We start from the raw sequence: 14903 nt of genomic DNA, 5'->3' as shown, positions 1-14903 counted from the left end.
GAGATCAACATGAAGAAATTTAAACTTTCATCTTTTCTTCCGTTAAGTTATATACTTCTACTCGTGCTCGTAAGTCCCCTTTACGACGTATTAAATAAATCGACTGTTCACGCAGTAGACGTTACAACTGTAGTAGATGATTGGATTCCATTTGTAAAAGCATTTATTATTCCTTATTTACTTTGGTTTCCATACTTATACGGCGCACTTATTTATTACTGTTTTGCTGACCGAAAGCAATATTATGTTACTTTAAGTAGTGTTATTTTTGGAAAGCTTGCTTGTTTTTCTATTTATTATTTTTGGCAAACAACTGTACCACGTCCGACTGTCGTTGGAACAGATGTATTTTCTGAACTAGTTCGCTATATTTATAGTATCGACCAGCCAGTAAACTGTTTCCCTAGCATTCACGTTCTTACTACATTTGTAATTATGTTAGCTGCCTTTAAGCGTAGAGAACAACATGCTTTTGAATATTACATCCTTACTTTCTTCGGTACACTTATTATTTTATCAACGCTATTTACGAAGCAACATGCCTTTGTAGATGCCGTTTCTGGAATGACACTTGCAAGCATACTTTACTTCGGCGTTCAACTCTTATTGGCCAAAGAACCAATAAGAGTTCCAGTAAAACAAAATCATAGAATGTAGCATGACAAAAAAGCAGACTGTGGCTTCAGTCTGCTTTTATCTATTATTAAGGAGATTTTCAATTTAAGATTGCGGTACAGTCATATCACCAGAATGAATACGACCTGCTTTTTTAAGAGCAATGTAAAGTATATAAGAAACAGCTACTGGAATGACGATATAAGTAATTACCATCGCCGGGAGAACTTCCCATCCTTGGCTGGAAATTAAATTAATTGGTGCGATAAGAGAACTTAATCCAAGACCTGCAATTTCCTTTCCTGCTTCCAGTTGGAAAATTAATGCGGATACCGGACCGACTATAGCACTGGCGACGACAGTTGGGACGAGAATCATTGGATTTTTAGTGATATTTGGTAACTGTACTTTCGGAGTACAAAGTGCTTGAGCTAATATGCCACCTAAATTGTTTTCTTTTGCTGAGATGACAGAGAATCCGATAAACTGAGCAACGCATCCAGCAAGAGCAGCACCACCTGCAACACCGTCTAAGCTAAGTGCAATTGCTAACGCAGCTGATGAAGCTGGAGAGATAAGTAATAGTCCCCAAACTACTGCAATGACGATAGAAGCGATGAATGGGCTACCAGCTGAGCTATCTTTAATAAACGCTCCAACTGCATTTAAAACAGGAGTAATATTATGAGATAACCAAATGCCTACTAAACCAGAACCTAATATTGCCGCAAATGGAACGAGCATCATATCTAACGCAGTTTTTCCGCTTAAACGTTTACCAATATATACAGCTAAAGTTGCTGTTAATAATGCACCGATTGGCTCACCTGTTTTAATAATTAGACCAGCTTCAGCAATCGAAATGGATCCGGCACCAATCGCTCCGGCTACCATCGCCGAGAAGATTACAAGACCGTTTGCACCGAGCATAAAAGCAATTCCAGCACCAATTGCCGGTGCCATTAGTGATTTTGCAACAACTCCGATTGTAATAAGTAATGGTATATCAACAATTCTTCCTATATTTTCGATCAGTAAACCAATTCCGAGGGATACGAAAATACCTTGTGCGATTCCAGCAGATGCTTTAAATACACGAGACATTATATATTCCTTCATTCGTTTCACCTTCTCCTATAAGTTAGTAACCAATTGTTTTCATATAATCACGTAAAATATCGTTTGATTTTGCGAATCGAGATTCTTCATCCTCTGTTAAATTGAGTTCTACAACTTCTCTTATACCGTCTCTAGTAATAATAGCTGGTACTCCTGTACAAATATCATATTCACCGTACTCACCATCTAAAATGGCTGATACAGCAATGACACGGTGATCATCATTAAAGATTGAACTCGCAATATATGCTAGAGAATTTCCGATTCCGTAATAAGTAGTTCCTTTACGTTTATAAATTTCCCAGCCGGCTTTTGCAGTCTTCTCAACGATTCCATCTAAATCTATTTCACCAAATCGTTCTTTTTGTTCTTCTAAAATTTGCAGAATTGGCTTTCCACCAACAGTTACGTGAGACCACGCAACCATTTGAGAATCACCATGTTCTCCTAATGAATACCCATGAATACTACGAGGGTCTACATGTAACATTTCAGATAAAATTGTTCTTAAGCGAGAAGAATCTAATGATGTACCTGTACCGATTACGCGATTTCTAGGTAACCCAGATAATTTCCACACTTGATATGTAATAATATCAACTGGGTTCGATGCGAGTAAGAAAATACCATCAAATCCACTTTCCATTACGCCACCAACAACACTTTCCATAATCTTCGCACTCGCTCCTAAAGTATCTAAGCGACTTTGCCCTGGTTTTGGTGCTGGACCTGCTGTAATAATGACAATGTCCATATCTTTGCAGTCTTCATAGCTTCCTGCATATACTTTTGTTCTTGTATTTGTAAAGTTAATGCAATGTGATAAATCCATTGCTTCCCCAACTGCACGTTCATGATTTATATCAATTAATAATAGCTCTTCGCAAATCCCTTGATTTACAATGGAATACGCACAACTTGATCCAACTAATCCAGTACCGATAATTGCAATTTTTCTTGTATGTCTTTTCATAGCAATCTCTCCTAATTGATCATATAATCTATTTCTTTTGTTCTTTACATTCTTAATTATAGAGGTTCCCACGATAGAAACCATGGATACTTTGTGAAATGTTGAACAAAGTTTTTGTCCTTTTTGTGAATTGTCATATTCCATTTTCGTCATATTTGTTACAACTGGAAAAATATTTATTATGTATTTATTGACATATACAAAAAGAAAACGAGCGAATAAATTCGCTCGTTTTCTTTTTCCTGTTATTCCGCACTTAATTGACTTTTTAATTGCTGTACAATCATTGGATTAGCAGGTGCTGCCGGTTTGTAATAACTCTTTTGCTTTGCGTACTCATACATATTACGTTGGCGCGCCTCGTCTTGATTACGAATTTGAATTAACGTTTGATGTAACTGTTCATTATCAGACTGAGCAATATAATTTGCATAGCTTGTTAAACTTGCATTTAATCCTGCTAAATAATCATTTACCATATCTTTTTCATTCATTTTCCGCTTCCTCCTATCCTAGGAAAGTCATTAATTGCTGTTTCGTATTTCGTGCATCTTGCGCATCTTTTTGTAGCATTTGTTTCAGTTGTGGATCTGTACACGTCTGTGCATACTGCTCCAACTTGTTAATAATTGTTGCGTGTCCACCAATTAAATGACGTAAGTTTTCTACTTCAAGCTCTGTTAAGTTTTGCATATAACATACCCGCCTTTCTTTGTTCATTCATCATTAGTATTTGGTTCTTTTTGGATTGTATTCATCAACTTTTCCCACATATAAAAAAAATAAAAGATGAATAGCTAAGCCATTCATCTTTTATACTGGTTATGTATTTATTTTTATAGAGATACAATCATACTTATACTCACAAGTAAGTTCCATATAATGTGTAAAATAATACTAGGTATAATAGATTGCGTCTTTTTGTATAACATTGCAAATACCATTCCCATAATCGTTGCTGTAATTAGAAGCCCCCCATGAAGAAGTCCAAAAATGAAGGAAGAGATAATGATACTAACTAAAAAATTATATTTCTTTTCTAAAAATCGATATAAAATACCTCGAAATAGAATTTCTTCTTTAACCGGCGTAATGATAGCAATACTTAACACATATATAATACTTTGTATGTTATTTTGAAGTCCTAAACCTCCTAATTGTTCCTTTTGTTCTGCTGCACTTTCAAAACTAAACACATGTAACATTAAATATTGTGATACTGCAATGATAATAAAACCAATTAATAGATATAAATATGTCTTCCCATTCTTCAAAACGGATACATCCCAAATGTATTTAATAAAATGAAGAACTGGTTTATAAGCTAATACAACGATAGCAACAACAATTGCATCGAATAAGAGTAAGTAATATCCTTCTAATTTAGTACTTAATGCTTCTTCTCCATAAATCTCAAAGGCTAAACCAAGAAATAATCCTCCTAGGAGTGAAATCCCTATAATCATTGCTATCATTACAAATAGATTTTTATATGTTATATTCTCGATTTTTCTTTCCACACTATACGCCTCTAACACTGTTTTACCCACAGTATCCCTCCAGTTATTCTCATTTATCTCATTAAAATCCTTTAATTTAAATATAAAGATAATATAACAAATTTTACAAAAAGAATAATATGCAATTTTACATATTATGAAAACTTTATATTTTATAGTTTTAGGAATAGAATTGCCATGCAATAATTATTATATGAAATTTTAAAAAATACTTCCTATCCACTATAACCCTCGCATCATATAAAACTTATTAGTTAAAGGAGCAATGAACATGAAAACACATGACTTCCTTACAGAAATCCAGAAGGGCTCTGAGCCTAGTCCATATCAAGATCCTATTGCTTTTATTTTCGTTTGCCTTTCCGTAGTCATATACACATTTTTCAAACCTGTAAAATAATATCATGTAATGAGAAAAAGCCTACCGCTCTTTTCGAATTATATGCACTAAAAAACCTTAGAATCACTTCTAAGGTTTTTGTTTGCCTCGCTTCTTATTCACGTAATCCTTTAATAAACGTTTCCAATAATACATGTAAACTTATATCCAGATCTAACGGCAAACCAAATCCGCCTTGCTGTTCAATCGAAGCAAATCCATGACAAATACTTCTGAATCCGCGTGTCGCATGAAGTGCATTCTCTCCTTCTAAGCCATACTGTTGTAAAACCTGAAGACAAAGCTTTACAATTCCGTCACCTGCTTTTCTTACTTCTTCATCTCGTAAAAAAGTTGCTTCATATAGTCCAGGATGTTTTCGGACAAATGCTACATACGCTTCTCCTAAAGCATGAATTGCTTCATCCATCCGTTTATCCTCGGCAGCTTCTTCCAGTCTGTTATGCAGCTTTTTGATTCCGTAAATGCCAAGATTTTTCCGTACATCTTGTAACCCTTTTACATGATTATATAGTGAGGGCGAACGTACCCCTAACGTTTGCGCTAATGAAGCTAACGTTACTTCTTGTACTCCATTTGCATCTGCAATTTCTGCTGCTGTTTCTACAATTTTTTGTAATGTAAGTCCGATTCTCGGTGACATCAATTAACCCTCTTTTCTACTTTCTATATTCCGCTTCGCTTCTTTAATAGCAAGCTCTATGAAAGCCACTGGATCGTTTATCATTTTTCCATGTCCTGCCGTAAGCAAGGAAGGCTCATATTCTCTTAACTTCTCTGCACTTTGTAATGATATTTCTTTGCTCCACGTTGCCATCGCCGGAAACGGAAACCAAAATTTCATTTGTCCTGAAACAGCCATACCTCCTCTTGTTTGGAATGCATCCCCAACAATAAGAGCTTTATTTCTTACATCAAGAAACGACATGGAGCCCGGCGTATGTCCCGGTGTCATAATCGCAAGAAGCGATCCAACTCGGTCGCCATCTTCCAATAAAACATCAGGTACCGTTTTTACTTTTTTAGGTACACCGCCTTTTATCGGTATATTCGGTTCATCCTTTTGTAACGTCGTATCTCCTTCTAACAGCTTTGCGTCCCGCTTAGAAATATAGACTGGAACATGAGGAAGTACTTCCTTTAATGCATCTAATGCACCAATGTGATCATCATGCGCATGTGTTAATACAATTTTAGTAATTGGTTTTCCTATTTTCTCAGCCGCCTGTAAAATACCTTTTGCGCTATATGGCAAAGCCGCATCAATTAAAGTTAAACCAGCTTCTTCCTCCACAAAGTAACAATTTACAGGAAACGCTCTTGGCAAAAATGACAATTGATATACCGTTTTTTCATGTATCATCCTCATAGTCCCATCTCCCTTTTCACGAAAACTAATACCATTAGTTTTATTATACTAATGGTATTAGTTTTATGTCACTAAAAATTTATTTTTTTCAAAAAAAAGAACAGTAGCCGTATAAACGACTACTGTTCTTTAAAGATATTAAACTGTGTAACGCTCATCTTCTAAAATTTTCGCAGCGATTTCACGTTTCTTCGGAATTACGTTAAGTGGTGTGTGGCGAGTTAATTTACGTAATGATGATAACATCATGCGCAGCATGTCGCCGTTTTCAACTGCGATAAGTGTTTCTTTCGCATCTGCTTCGATTTCGTTAAATGCTTCTTGGCAGAATACTTCAGTGTATAACACTTTTTGTTTATTCTTTTCAAGACCAGTTGTTTTGATCGCTTTTTCTGTACGAAGAACAGCTGATTCCATTGCGTATAGATTGCTTACGATGTCAGCGATATTCACAAGAATTTCTTGCTCTTTATCTAATGCTTTACCGTATTTTTGAGCTGCTAATCCAGCTACCATTAAGCCGATTTTCTTCGCATTAGTTACTAAATACTTTTGAAGTGCTAATGGCTCATCGCCTACTTCTTCTGGCATCATCATCATTAACTCTTCTTGTAATTTTTGTGCTTTTTGAAGAAGTGGTAATTCACCTTTCATCGCTTTACGTAAGAACGTACCTGGTACGATTAGGCGGTTAATTTCGTTCGTTCCTTCGAAAATACGGTTAATACGAGAATCACGGTACATTCTTTCAATCTCGTACTCTGCCATAAATCCGTAACCACCGTGAATTTGAACACCTTCATCTACTGTATAGTCTAATACTTCAGAACCGAATACTTTGTTTAAAGAGCACTCGATTGCATATTCAGCGATAGAAGCTGCTACTGCTTTACCGTCTTTTACTTCTTCTTCAGATAATGTGCTCATGCGGCTTTCGAATAAACCTACTGTACGATATACAGAGCTTTCAGCTGCATATGTTTTTGCTGCCATATTCGCAAGTTTCTCTTGAATTAATGGGAAGCGAGCGATTGGTTGTTTGAACTGTTGACGTTGGTTTGCATATTGTGCTGAAATTTCTACTGCACGTTTCGCAGATCCAACTGTACCAACACCTAATTTATAACGACCGATATTTAAAATATTGAATGCGATAATATGACCTTTACCGATTTCACCAAGTAAGTTTTCTTTCGGTACTAACGCATCTTCTAAAATTAACGTACGAGTTGAAGAACATTTAATACCCATTTTCTTTTCTTCTGGGCTTGTAGATACGCCAGCGTAGTCTTTCTCTACGATAAATGCTGAGAAGTGCTCTCCATCGATTTTTGCATATACAACGAATACGTCAGCGAATGCAGAGTTTGTAATCCACTGTTTTTCACCATTTAATACGTAATGTGTACCTTCTGCATTTAAACGTGCAGTTGTTTTTGCACCTAATGCGTCAGATCCTGAACCTGGCTCTGTTAATGCGTATGCAGCTAATTTTTCACCAGTTGCAAGTAATGGTAAATACTTTTTCTTTTGCTCTTCGTTACCGAATAATACGATTGGTAAAGATCCGATACCTACGTGAGCACCGTGAGTAATTGCAAAGCCACCAGCGCGAGAGAATTTCTCTGCGATTAACGCTGAACTTACTTTATCAAGACCAATTCCGCCGTACTCTTCTGGTACGTCAGCGCCTAATAAACCAAGTTCCCCAGCTTCTTTTAAAAGACGAACTGAACGATCAAACTCATGTTGCTCTAAATATTCAAGCTCTGGAAGAACTTCATTTACGATAAAGTCCTCTGTCGTTTTTGCAATCATTTTATGCTCAGATGAAAAATCTTCTGGCGTAAACACTTGATCAATCGTAATCTCATCTACTAAAAAGCTACCGCCTTTAACCGCATTTCCTACTGTTTTTTCCATGAAAATTTCCTCCTTCATATTTTCATGAGCCGCTTCTCTCTTTTTGAAAGAAGCTGGCTCTCCCTTTTTTTATAAACCTTTGTTGCTTCCATTCTTTTTTTGGCTAGAATGTTTGGTGGCTTCGCTTCTTCCTGCGAGGCAAAGAACGCCTCTACGTCTGAAGCTCCATCCCCCTCACATTCTGAACGAGCCGCTTCCACTTTTTATAGTAATTCAAATACTCCCGCTGCTCCCATTCCGCCGCCGATACACATTGTTACGATACCGAATTGTTCGTTGCGACGTTTCATTTCGTGAATAAGAGATAGTGTTAGTTTTGCTCCTGTACAGCCAAGTGGATGTCCAAGTGCGATTGCACCACCGTTTACGTTTACTTTTTCTTCATCTAAACCAAGTTCACGAATAACTTGGATCGATTGAGAAGCGAATGCTTCATTTAGTTCGAATAAGCCAATATCAGATAGCTCTAAGCCAGCTAGTTTTAGCGCTTTTGGAATTGCAGCGATTGGGCCGATTCCCATTACTTCTGGTGGTACGCCAGCTACTGCAAATGAACGGAATTTCGCAAGTGGCTTCATGCCATCGCTCACTGCTTTTTCACGATCCATTAATAGTACAGATGCTGCACCATCACTCATTTGTGAAGAGTTACCAGCTGTTACAGAACCGCGAACGTTAAATGCTGGACGTAATTTACCTAAAATGTCTAGCGTCGTCTCTGCTCTTACACCTTCGTCTTGTGCGAAAGTGATCGTTTCTTCTTGCAGTTTATTGTTTGATCCAACAGTACGTAACGTTACATCTACAGATACTGTTTCATCAGCAAAGTTTCCTGCAGCTAATGCTTTTGCAGCACGTTGATGACTTCTTACTGCAAATGCATCTTGCTCTTCACGAGAAATTCCATATTTCACAGCAACTTGCTCTGCTGTATGTCCCATACCCATATAATATTCCGGAGCCGCTTCTACAAGGCGACTATTCGGACGAACAACGTGTCCCATCATTGGAACTAAACTCATTGATTCCGCTCCGCCTGATAATACCGCTTCCGAGTGACCAAGCATAATGCGCTCTGCTCCGTAAGCGATACTTTGTAAACCAGAAGAACAGTAACGGTTAATTGTAATAGCTGGAACATCGTAAGAAAGTCCTGCTAATCCACCGATGTTACGAGCCATATTTAAACCTTGCTCTGCTTCTGGCATCGCACAACCAAAAATTAAATCATCGATTGGTCCTTCATAATTCGCACGTTTTAACGTTTCCTTTACTACTAACGCCCCTAGATCGTCAGGACGAACTGTTTTTAATGAACCCCTCTTTGCTTTTCCAATTGGTGTTCTTGCTCCCGCAACAATGACAGCTTCTCTCATGAACGATATCTCCCCTCGTTATTAGTTACGTAATGGCTTTCCTTTTACAAGCATGTGCTGCATTCTTGCTTGTGATTTCATCTCACTTACTAAGCTAATAAATGCTTCACGTTCTACATCTAATAAATATTGCTCATCAACTTCTGTTCCGTACGGTACTTTTCCGCCCGCAATGACATATGCAAGTTTCTTCGCAATGTGAAGGTCATACTCTGAAATGTAACCAGATAAATGCATTGCTTCTGCACCAAGTGCAAGAGTTGCATATCCTGTTTCCCCAACAACTGGTATCTTTTTGCGGATTGGCGCTTTGTAACCAGCTTCATATAAAGCAAGTGCTTTCTGTTTCGCATCGTATAGTAAGTGATCACCATTCACACTAATACCATCTTTATCACCTAAGAAGTTATGAGAAACTGCTTCTTGTCCTGAAGTTGAAACTTTCGCCATTGCGACTGTTTCGAACACTTTATTTGCAACTTTTTGCAGATCAAACTCTACACCGTTTGCCATTTTGTTTAAGTGTTTAATGTATAGCTCTTTATTACCGCCTCCGCCAGGGATTAAGCCAACACCAACTTCTACTAAGCCCATATACGTTTCACTAGAAGCTTGAATGCTCGCTGCTGGTAAGCAAACTTCTGTACCTCCGCCAAGCGTCATACCATATGGTGCTGCTACAACTGGCTTAGAAGAGTACTTAATTTTCGTCATTGCATCTTGGAAGTTTTTCACAACTAACTCAATTTCAAAGTAGTTGTCGTCTTGTGCTTCCATTAAGATCATTGCTAGGTTCGCACCAACGCAGAAGTTCTTCGATTGGTTACCGATAACAAGACCTTTATAATTCTTTTCTACTTCATCAACAGCGTAGTTAATCATTTGCGTAATATCCATACCGATTGCATTGCTCTTCGAATGGAACTCTAAACAAAGGATGCCGTCGCCTAAATCAATTAAGCTCGCTCCGCTATTTTTCTTTAATACACCATTTTTCGCTTTTAATTGCTTAAGAGAAATTGCTTTTTTATTACGCTCGATTAGCTTATATTCGCCATTATCGTAATAGTAGCTATCGCCGTTATCATGTTTATAGAAAGTAGTGAAACCTTTCTCTAACATTTCTTTCACCCAAGTAGGAACAACTACGCCGTTTTCTTCCATCTTTTGAACAGATTTTTCAACGCCGATTGCATCCCACACTTCAAATGGCCCTTGCTCCCATCCAAAGCCCCACTTCATCGCTTGGTCAATTGCAACGATATCGTCAGCAATTTCTTTATGAAGTTTTGCAGAGTATAAAAGAGTTGGTGTAATGATGTTCCATAATAACTCTCCTGCACGGTCTTTTGCGTATACAAGCGCTTTCAATTTATTCGCTAATCCTTTTTCTTGTTTACTTAACTCTACGGATGCAGCTTTTAATTTTTTACGCGCTTCGTATTCCATCGTTTCAGGATTTAATTCTAAAATTTCTTTTCCTTGTTTTAAGAAGAAGCCTTGACCCGTTTTACTTCCAAGCCATTTTTTCTCCAGCATGTCATGCATGAAAGCTGGTACTTTAAATACATCACGCTCTTCTTCTTGCACATTTTCATATACGTTATTTGCAACGTGTACGAATGTATCTAAACCGACAACATCTAATGTGCGGAACGTTGCGCTCTTCGGACGACCAATAAGTGGGCCTGTTACAGAATCAACTTCCCCAATGCTATAGCCGCGTTTTACCATCTCTTGAAGAGTAACAAGTAAACCGTACGTACCGATGCGGTTTCCAATAAAGTTTGGTGTATCTTTTGCGATAACAACGCCTTTTCCAAGAACGTCTTCGCCAAATAGTTTCATGAAGCTTAATACTTGTGGATCTGTTTCTTTCGTCGGTATTACCTCTAGAAGTTTTAAATATCGTGGTGGGTTAAAAAAGTGTGTGCCTAAGAAGTGTTTCTGGAAGTCGTCTGAACGACCTTCTGCCATTTTTTCAACTGAAATACCTGACGTATTCGAGCTTACGATAGAACCCGGTTTACGAACCGCATCTACTTTTTCAAATAGTTTCTTTTTAATATCTAAGTTTTCAACTACTACTTCAATAATCCAATCTACATCAGCTAGACGCTCAAGGTCATCTTCTAAGTTACCTGCTTCAATCAGTGCTAAATTTCCTTTCACTGTCAGAGGAGCTGGTTTTTGCTTTAATAGTTTTTGCACAGCCGTATTACTAAAACGATTTCTCACACTTTTATGTTCTAATGTAAGTCCCTTCGCTTCTTCTTCTTTCGTAAGCGCAGGTGGTACAATATCAAGCAATAATGTCGGAATACCAATATTAGCTAAGTGTGCCGCAATTCCCGAACCCATTACGCCTGAACCTAGAACAGCAGCCTTTTTAATTTGGAACATCCAATTCTCCCCCTATTCTTGAATGAATGCTCATTCAATTTTTCGACATAAGTCGCAATCAATGAGTGAGCCTCTACTAATAAATATATGATACTGTTTAAATTTTCGCAATATATTTATTGATAAAATTTTCTGAAATAAATATTTTTCTTTTATTTGCCCATGCTATATATGTATTTTCTTCACTAAAATACACTTTCCCTTTTTATAATCTGACGAAACTGGAGGAATATATATGGCAAAACTTAAGAAGAACCCTTCAAAGGCTGGAATTAGTGCAGCTAGTGTAACTGGAAACGCAGGTCCGCATAACCACGGTGTTGAAAAAGGACGCCAAGGTAATAACCAACAATATAAAAAGCATAATATGGGCGAAAAATAACGCTATATTTTTGGGCAGAGAACGTGGCATAATGATTAATGGCTGCTTTTTCTGCCCAATTTATTTGTAACAAATGAGGGAATTATAATGAAACGAACAATAGTTATGATTGTAATGATTGCCACACTATTTATAGGGATGATTTTCTTCTCTTATGCACAAAGGCAACAAGCTGTAAGAGCTGATCAACCTAATATTACTGGGCAATATGGAGTTACAATCGATGCAGACACAGGTGAAGTTTTGTATGGAAAACGCGAAGACGAACGCTCTTATCCGGCTAGTATAGCCAAAATGATGACAACCCTTCTTTTACTAGAGAATGTAAAAGAGGATGAAGAAATTACAGTTACAGAAAACGCAATTAAAACAGAAAGTCAAAGTAAGAAAATTAAACTTCGTGCTGGGGAAAAGTTAAAACGTGATGAGGCATTAAAACTGATGCTTATCATTAGTGCAGATCCAATAGCTGAATCCATCGCAGAACATATTGCAGGATCAAAAAATGAATTTGTGAAAATGATGAATGCTAGAGCGAAGGAACTCGGTACAAAGCATGCGACTTTCAAGAACGCAAGTGGTGCTGATGCACTTGGAAATAAAGTATCGCCATATGACATTGCTATTATTACGAAAGAAGCATTAAAGTATCCAGTTGTTTTAAAATATATGAATTCAACACGTACGACTCTACATACTTCAGAACGCTCTCCAAACATCGCAAACTACGGACGAGAAGAACTATATGACGATCCATATGCGATTGGAAGTAAAAGCGGTCTATCAGCACTCGGAAAATATACAGTCGTAACAGTGGATGAAAAAGACGGTAAACGCGTCATTAACGTCGTATTATCTTCTACTCGCGCGCAACTATATCCTGATACGAAAAAAATGGCACATTACGCATTTCAGCAATTAAAATAACCAAGGAGTATTTTCTCCTTGGTTATTTTTTAACCATACCTTTTAATACGAACGCAACGTTTGCTGGACGCTCTGCTAGACGACGCATGAAATATCCATACCAGTCGTTTCCATAAGGTACGTAAACACGCATTTTGTAACCTTCTTTTACTAGCTCAAGTTGACGCTCATTACGAATACCATATAACATTTGGAATTCAAATTGATCCCTTGGAATATTATGTTCTTCAGCAAGTTTTTTTGTATATTCAATAATTGCTTCGTCATGTGAAGCAATTGCAGTATAATTTCCATTTAATAAGTGCATTTTAATAATCTTTTTATAATTGTCATCTACATCTTTCTTGTCCGGGAACGCCACTTCTTCAGGTTCTTTATAAGCTCCTTTTACAAGACGTAAATTAGGTTTATAAGCATTTAAATCCTCAATATCTTTTTCTGTACGATATAGGTAAGCTTGAATAACAGTACCAATATTATCGTACTCAGATTTTAATTGTTTAAAGATATCAATTGTTTTACCGCAGCGTGTATAATCTTCCATATCAATTGTAACGAACACACCATTTTCTTTCGCCGCTTCTAAAATACGGCGCATATTGTTCATTACGATTTCATCAGAGATATCTAATCCCATAGAAGTCATCTTTAAAGAAAGCTGCGAATCAAGACCTTCTCTTCCAATTGCACGGATCGCTTCAATCGATTGGTTAGCCATTTCATTTGCTTCCGCTTCATTATCAACGAATTCACCTAAATAATCGATTGTTACACAAAGACCTTGCTTATTTAATTGTTGAATGGCAGCTGTCGCTAATTCAATCGTCTCCCCTGCGACGAAGCGACCTGCACCAAAGCGTAAACCGTACTTTTTAGCCAGTTTTGTTAGCGCTTTATTTTTAGATAAGAAAAGAAACGAATTTCGCATTAATTGTTCCATGTAATTCACCCCTATGACTGTAATTTATCTGTTTTTTACCCCTCTTCAAAATTATATCATTGTTTAAAATTATTGGATACAAATAATTATTTAGATAATTTATAAAATACTATAAAAACATTTAAAAACCTATATTTCTGCTTATAAATATACCTGAAATATTTTTCGACATTTAGAAAAATGGAGTTTAATAGGTATAAAATAGGCATGTCGAAAATATTCGACATGCCTATAAAATCCTTTATATTCCATGTAAATTATATAAGGATATTAATACAGAAAACTTGCGATTATATTTACCTCAAGTTTTTTTATTGCTCATTTCGCTTCTCTTCATTCAGCCTTTTAATATCTGTAATTAACTGTACCATCTCTTCTTTCGCATCTGGATAAGTTTCATTCCAATGCTTTACTAAAGCTGGCATCGTCTTAGCTATGTAAGAATACAGTGCCCACTTCTGTACCTGTTCTTTTCTCTCTTCATTGCTCTCTCCAAGTAACAGCTCAGTATATTTCTCCAGTAAACCATCAAACTGCTCGTTAAACTTTTCACTCATTTTATTTACCTCCTATATGAAAAAAGCAGCGAAGATCGCTGCTTTTTCTTATAATTTTGATCGAACAGAGTTTAATTTTTTCTCCATTGTGCTTACTTTATCACGACGATCATCAATACGAATAGTTGTTGCAACACGCTGTGCACCTTTCGTATATGGAACTTCATGCATTTGTTGTATTACTTCTAGAATGACAGGAAGATCTCCTTCAATAATTGTATTCATCGGTGTTAATTGATATTTCACGCGATCCGCATTTTTCTCTAGCACCTTTTGTACTTCTGCTACATATTCACTAACACTTGGATTACCTGTTCCTACTGGAATAATCGATACATCAACAATTGCCATAGTAGTCTTCCTCCTATAATCGTTTCTTATATATCCATTGTCTATTTT

The 14903-nt window shown here is 36.9% G+C and carries 16 protein-coding genes; 3 read left to right on the top strand and 13 right to left on the bottom strand.

Going from position 1 to position 14903, the window contains the following annotated elements; genetic code table 11:
- The first annotated feature begins 9 nt into the window (after positions 1-9).
- Positions 10-657, top strand: a complete 648-nt coding sequence (locus ACTFO4_RS12400) for a phosphatase PAP2 family protein (RefSeq protein WP_000713772.1) — start codon at positions 10-12, stop codon at positions 655-657.
- A gap of 63 nt (positions 658-720) precedes the next feature.
- Here the strand turns inward: ACTFO4_RS12400 and ACTFO4_RS12395 are convergent, their stop codons facing one another.
- From ACTFO4_RS12395 to ACTFO4_RS12350, 10 genes are all read right to left on the bottom strand, one after another.
- Positions 721-1734 carry a PTS sugar transporter subunit IIC gene (locus ACTFO4_RS12395; RefSeq protein ID WP_326235366.1) on the bottom strand — a complete coding sequence of 338 codons (1014 nt, stop codon included), beginning with the start codon at positions 1732-1734 and terminating at the stop codon, positions 721-723.
- A gap of 22 nt (positions 1735-1756) precedes the next feature.
- Positions 1757-2707 (bottom strand): L-lactate dehydrogenase, encoded by a 951-nt coding sequence (locus ACTFO4_RS12390; RefSeq protein ID WP_061457847.1) that lies wholly within the window; start codon positions 2705-2707, stop codon positions 1757-1759.
- 245 nt (positions 2708-2952) lie between these two features.
- Complete coding sequence (locus ACTFO4_RS12385) at positions 2953-3201, bottom strand: spore coat protein (protein ID WP_001002981.1); 249 nt, start codon at positions 3199-3201, stop codon at positions 2953-2955.
- A 13-nt stretch (positions 3202-3214) separates the two neighbouring features.
- Positions 3215-3400, bottom strand: coding sequence for a hypothetical protein (locus ACTFO4_RS12380; protein ID WP_001180555.1), 186 nt, complete (start codon positions 3398-3400; stop codon positions 3215-3217).
- A 143-nt stretch (positions 3401-3543) separates the two neighbouring features.
- Positions 3544-4257, bottom strand: coding sequence for a CPBP family intramembrane glutamic endopeptidase (locus ACTFO4_RS12375; RefSeq protein ID WP_000520913.1), 714 nt, complete (start codon positions 4255-4257; stop codon positions 3544-3546).
- Between the two features lie 464 nt (positions 4258-4721).
- Complete coding sequence (locus ACTFO4_RS12370; protein ID WP_000074925.1) at positions 4722-5270, bottom strand: TetR/AcrR family transcriptional regulator; 549 nt, start codon at positions 5268-5270, stop codon at positions 4722-4724.
- Positions 5271-5273: 3 nt separating this feature from the next.
- Positions 5274-5996 (bottom strand): MBL fold metallo-hydrolase, encoded by a 723-nt coding sequence (locus ACTFO4_RS12365; protein WP_440013715.1) that lies wholly within the window; start codon positions 5994-5996, stop codon positions 5274-5276.
- Between the two features lie 138 nt (positions 5997-6134).
- Positions 6135-7919 carry an acyl-CoA dehydrogenase family protein gene (locus tag ACTFO4_RS12360; protein WP_000416291.1) on the bottom strand — a complete coding sequence of 595 codons (1785 nt, stop codon included), beginning with the start codon at positions 7917-7919 and terminating at the stop codon, positions 6135-6137.
- Positions 7920-8122: 203 nt separating this feature from the next.
- On the bottom strand, positions 8123-9295 hold the full coding sequence (locus tag ACTFO4_RS12355) for an acetyl-CoA C-acetyltransferase (protein WP_001206345.1): 1173 nt from the start codon (positions 9293-9295) through the stop codon (positions 8123-8125).
- Positions 9296-9316: 21 nt separating this feature from the next.
- The gene (locus tag ACTFO4_RS12350) at positions 9317-11698 is read right to left on the bottom strand and encodes a 3-hydroxyacyl-CoA dehydrogenase/enoyl-CoA hydratase family protein (RefSeq protein ID WP_000486377.1); all 2382 of its coding nucleotides are present in this window, start codon (positions 11696-11698) and stop codon (positions 9317-9319) included.
- Positions 11699-11933: 235 nt separating this feature from the next.
- On the opposite strand from ACTFO4_RS12350, the gene ACTFO4_RS12345 reads away from it, so the two are divergent.
- Positions 11934-12080 carry a YuzL family protein gene (locus tag ACTFO4_RS12345; RefSeq protein WP_001096344.1) on the top strand — a complete coding sequence of 49 codons (147 nt, stop codon included), beginning with the start codon at positions 11934-11936 and terminating at the stop codon, positions 12078-12080.
- 87 nt (positions 12081-12167) lie between these two features.
- Positions 12168-13007: a D-alanyl-D-alanine carboxypeptidase family protein gene (locus ACTFO4_RS12340; protein ID WP_242259320.1), complete on the top strand. Its 840-nt coding sequence runs from the start codon at positions 12168-12170 to the stop codon at positions 13005-13007.
- A gap of 22 nt (positions 13008-13029) precedes the next feature.
- On the opposite strand, the gene ACTFO4_RS12335 is transcribed toward ACTFO4_RS12340, so the two are convergent.
- The 3 genes from ACTFO4_RS12335 to ACTFO4_RS12325 form a co-directional block, all read right to left on the bottom strand.
- Positions 13030-13947: a proline dehydrogenase family protein gene (locus tag ACTFO4_RS12335; RefSeq protein WP_000436783.1), complete on the bottom strand. Its 918-nt coding sequence runs from the start codon at positions 13945-13947 to the stop codon at positions 13030-13032.
- 311 nt (positions 13948-14258) lie between these two features.
- The gene (locus ACTFO4_RS12330; protein WP_001290594.1) at positions 14259-14504 is read right to left on the bottom strand and encodes a YusU family protein; all 246 of its coding nucleotides are present in this window, start codon (positions 14502-14504) and stop codon (positions 14259-14261) included.
- A 48-nt stretch (positions 14505-14552) separates the two neighbouring features.
- Entirely contained in the window at positions 14553-14855 is a 303-nt protein-coding gene (locus tag ACTFO4_RS12325) for an MTH1187 family thiamine-binding protein (protein WP_001018860.1), read from the bottom strand.
- Positions 14856-14903: the final 48 nt, after the last annotated feature.

The sequence above is a fragment of the Bacillus cereus group sp. MYBKT14-1 genome, from assembly GCF_051915185.1.
Taxonomy (GTDB): Bacteria; Bacillota; Bacilli; order Bacillales; family Bacillaceae_G; genus Bacillus_A; species Bacillus_A cereus.
Note: the sequence above shows the minus strand (reverse complement) of the source record. Positions and strands in the feature narration are given on the sequence as shown.

Excerpts from the sequence above, each read along its gene's own strand:
- ACTFO4_RS12400 (WP_000713772.1), top strand. The coding sequence starts at position 10 with ATGAAGAAATTTAAACTTTCATCTTTTCTTCCGTTAAGTTATATACTT.
- ACTFO4_RS12395 (WP_326235366.1), bottom strand. The coding sequence starts at position 1,734 with ATGAAGGAATATATAATGTCTCGTGTATTTAAAGCATCTGCTGGAATC.
- ACTFO4_RS12390 (WP_061457847.1), bottom strand. The coding sequence starts at position 2,707 with ATGAAAAGACATACAAGAAAAATTGCAATTATCGGTACTGGATTAGTT.
- ACTFO4_RS12385 (WP_001002981.1), bottom strand. The coding sequence starts at position 3,201 with ATGAATGAAAAAGATATGGTAAATGATTATTTAGCAGGATTAAATGCA.
- ACTFO4_RS12380 (WP_001180555.1), bottom strand. The coding sequence starts at position 3,400 with ATGCAAAACTTAACAGAGCTTGAAGTAGAAAACTTACGTCATTTAATT.
- ACTFO4_RS12370 (WP_000074925.1), bottom strand. The coding sequence starts at position 5,270 with ATGTCACCGAGAATCGGACTTACATTACAAAAAATTGTAGAAACAGCA.
- ACTFO4_RS12365 (WP_440013715.1), bottom strand. The coding sequence starts at position 5,996 with ATGAGGATGATACATGAAAAAACGGTATATCAATTGTCATTTTTGCCA.
- ACTFO4_RS12360 (WP_000416291.1), bottom strand. The coding sequence starts at position 7,919 with ATGGAAAAAACAGTAGGAAATGCGGTTAAAGGCGGTAGCTTTTTAGTA.
- ACTFO4_RS12355 (WP_001206345.1), bottom strand. The coding sequence starts at position 9,295 with ATGAGAGAAGCTGTCATTGTTGCGGGAGCAAGAACACCAATTGGAAAA.
- ACTFO4_RS12350 (WP_000486377.1), bottom strand. The coding sequence starts at position 11,698 with ATGTTCCAAATTAAAAAGGCTGCTGTTCTAGGTTCAGGCGTAATGGGT.
- ACTFO4_RS12345 (WP_001096344.1), top strand. The coding sequence starts at position 11,934 with ATGGCAAAACTTAAGAAGAACCCTTCAAAGGCTGGAATTAGTGCAGCT.
- ACTFO4_RS12340 (WP_242259320.1), top strand. The coding sequence starts at position 12,168 with ATGAAACGAACAATAGTTATGATTGTAATGATTGCCACACTATTTATA.
- ACTFO4_RS12335 (WP_000436783.1), bottom strand. The coding sequence starts at position 13,947 with ATGGAACAATTAATGCGAAATTCGTTTCTTTTCTTATCTAAAAATAAA.
- ACTFO4_RS12330 (WP_001290594.1), bottom strand. The coding sequence starts at position 14,504 with ATGAGTGAAAAGTTTAACGAGCAGTTTGATGGTTTACTGGAGAAATAT.
- ACTFO4_RS12325 (WP_001018860.1), bottom strand. The coding sequence starts at position 14,855 with ATGGCAATTGTTGATGTATCGATTATTCCAGTAGGAACAGGTAATCCA.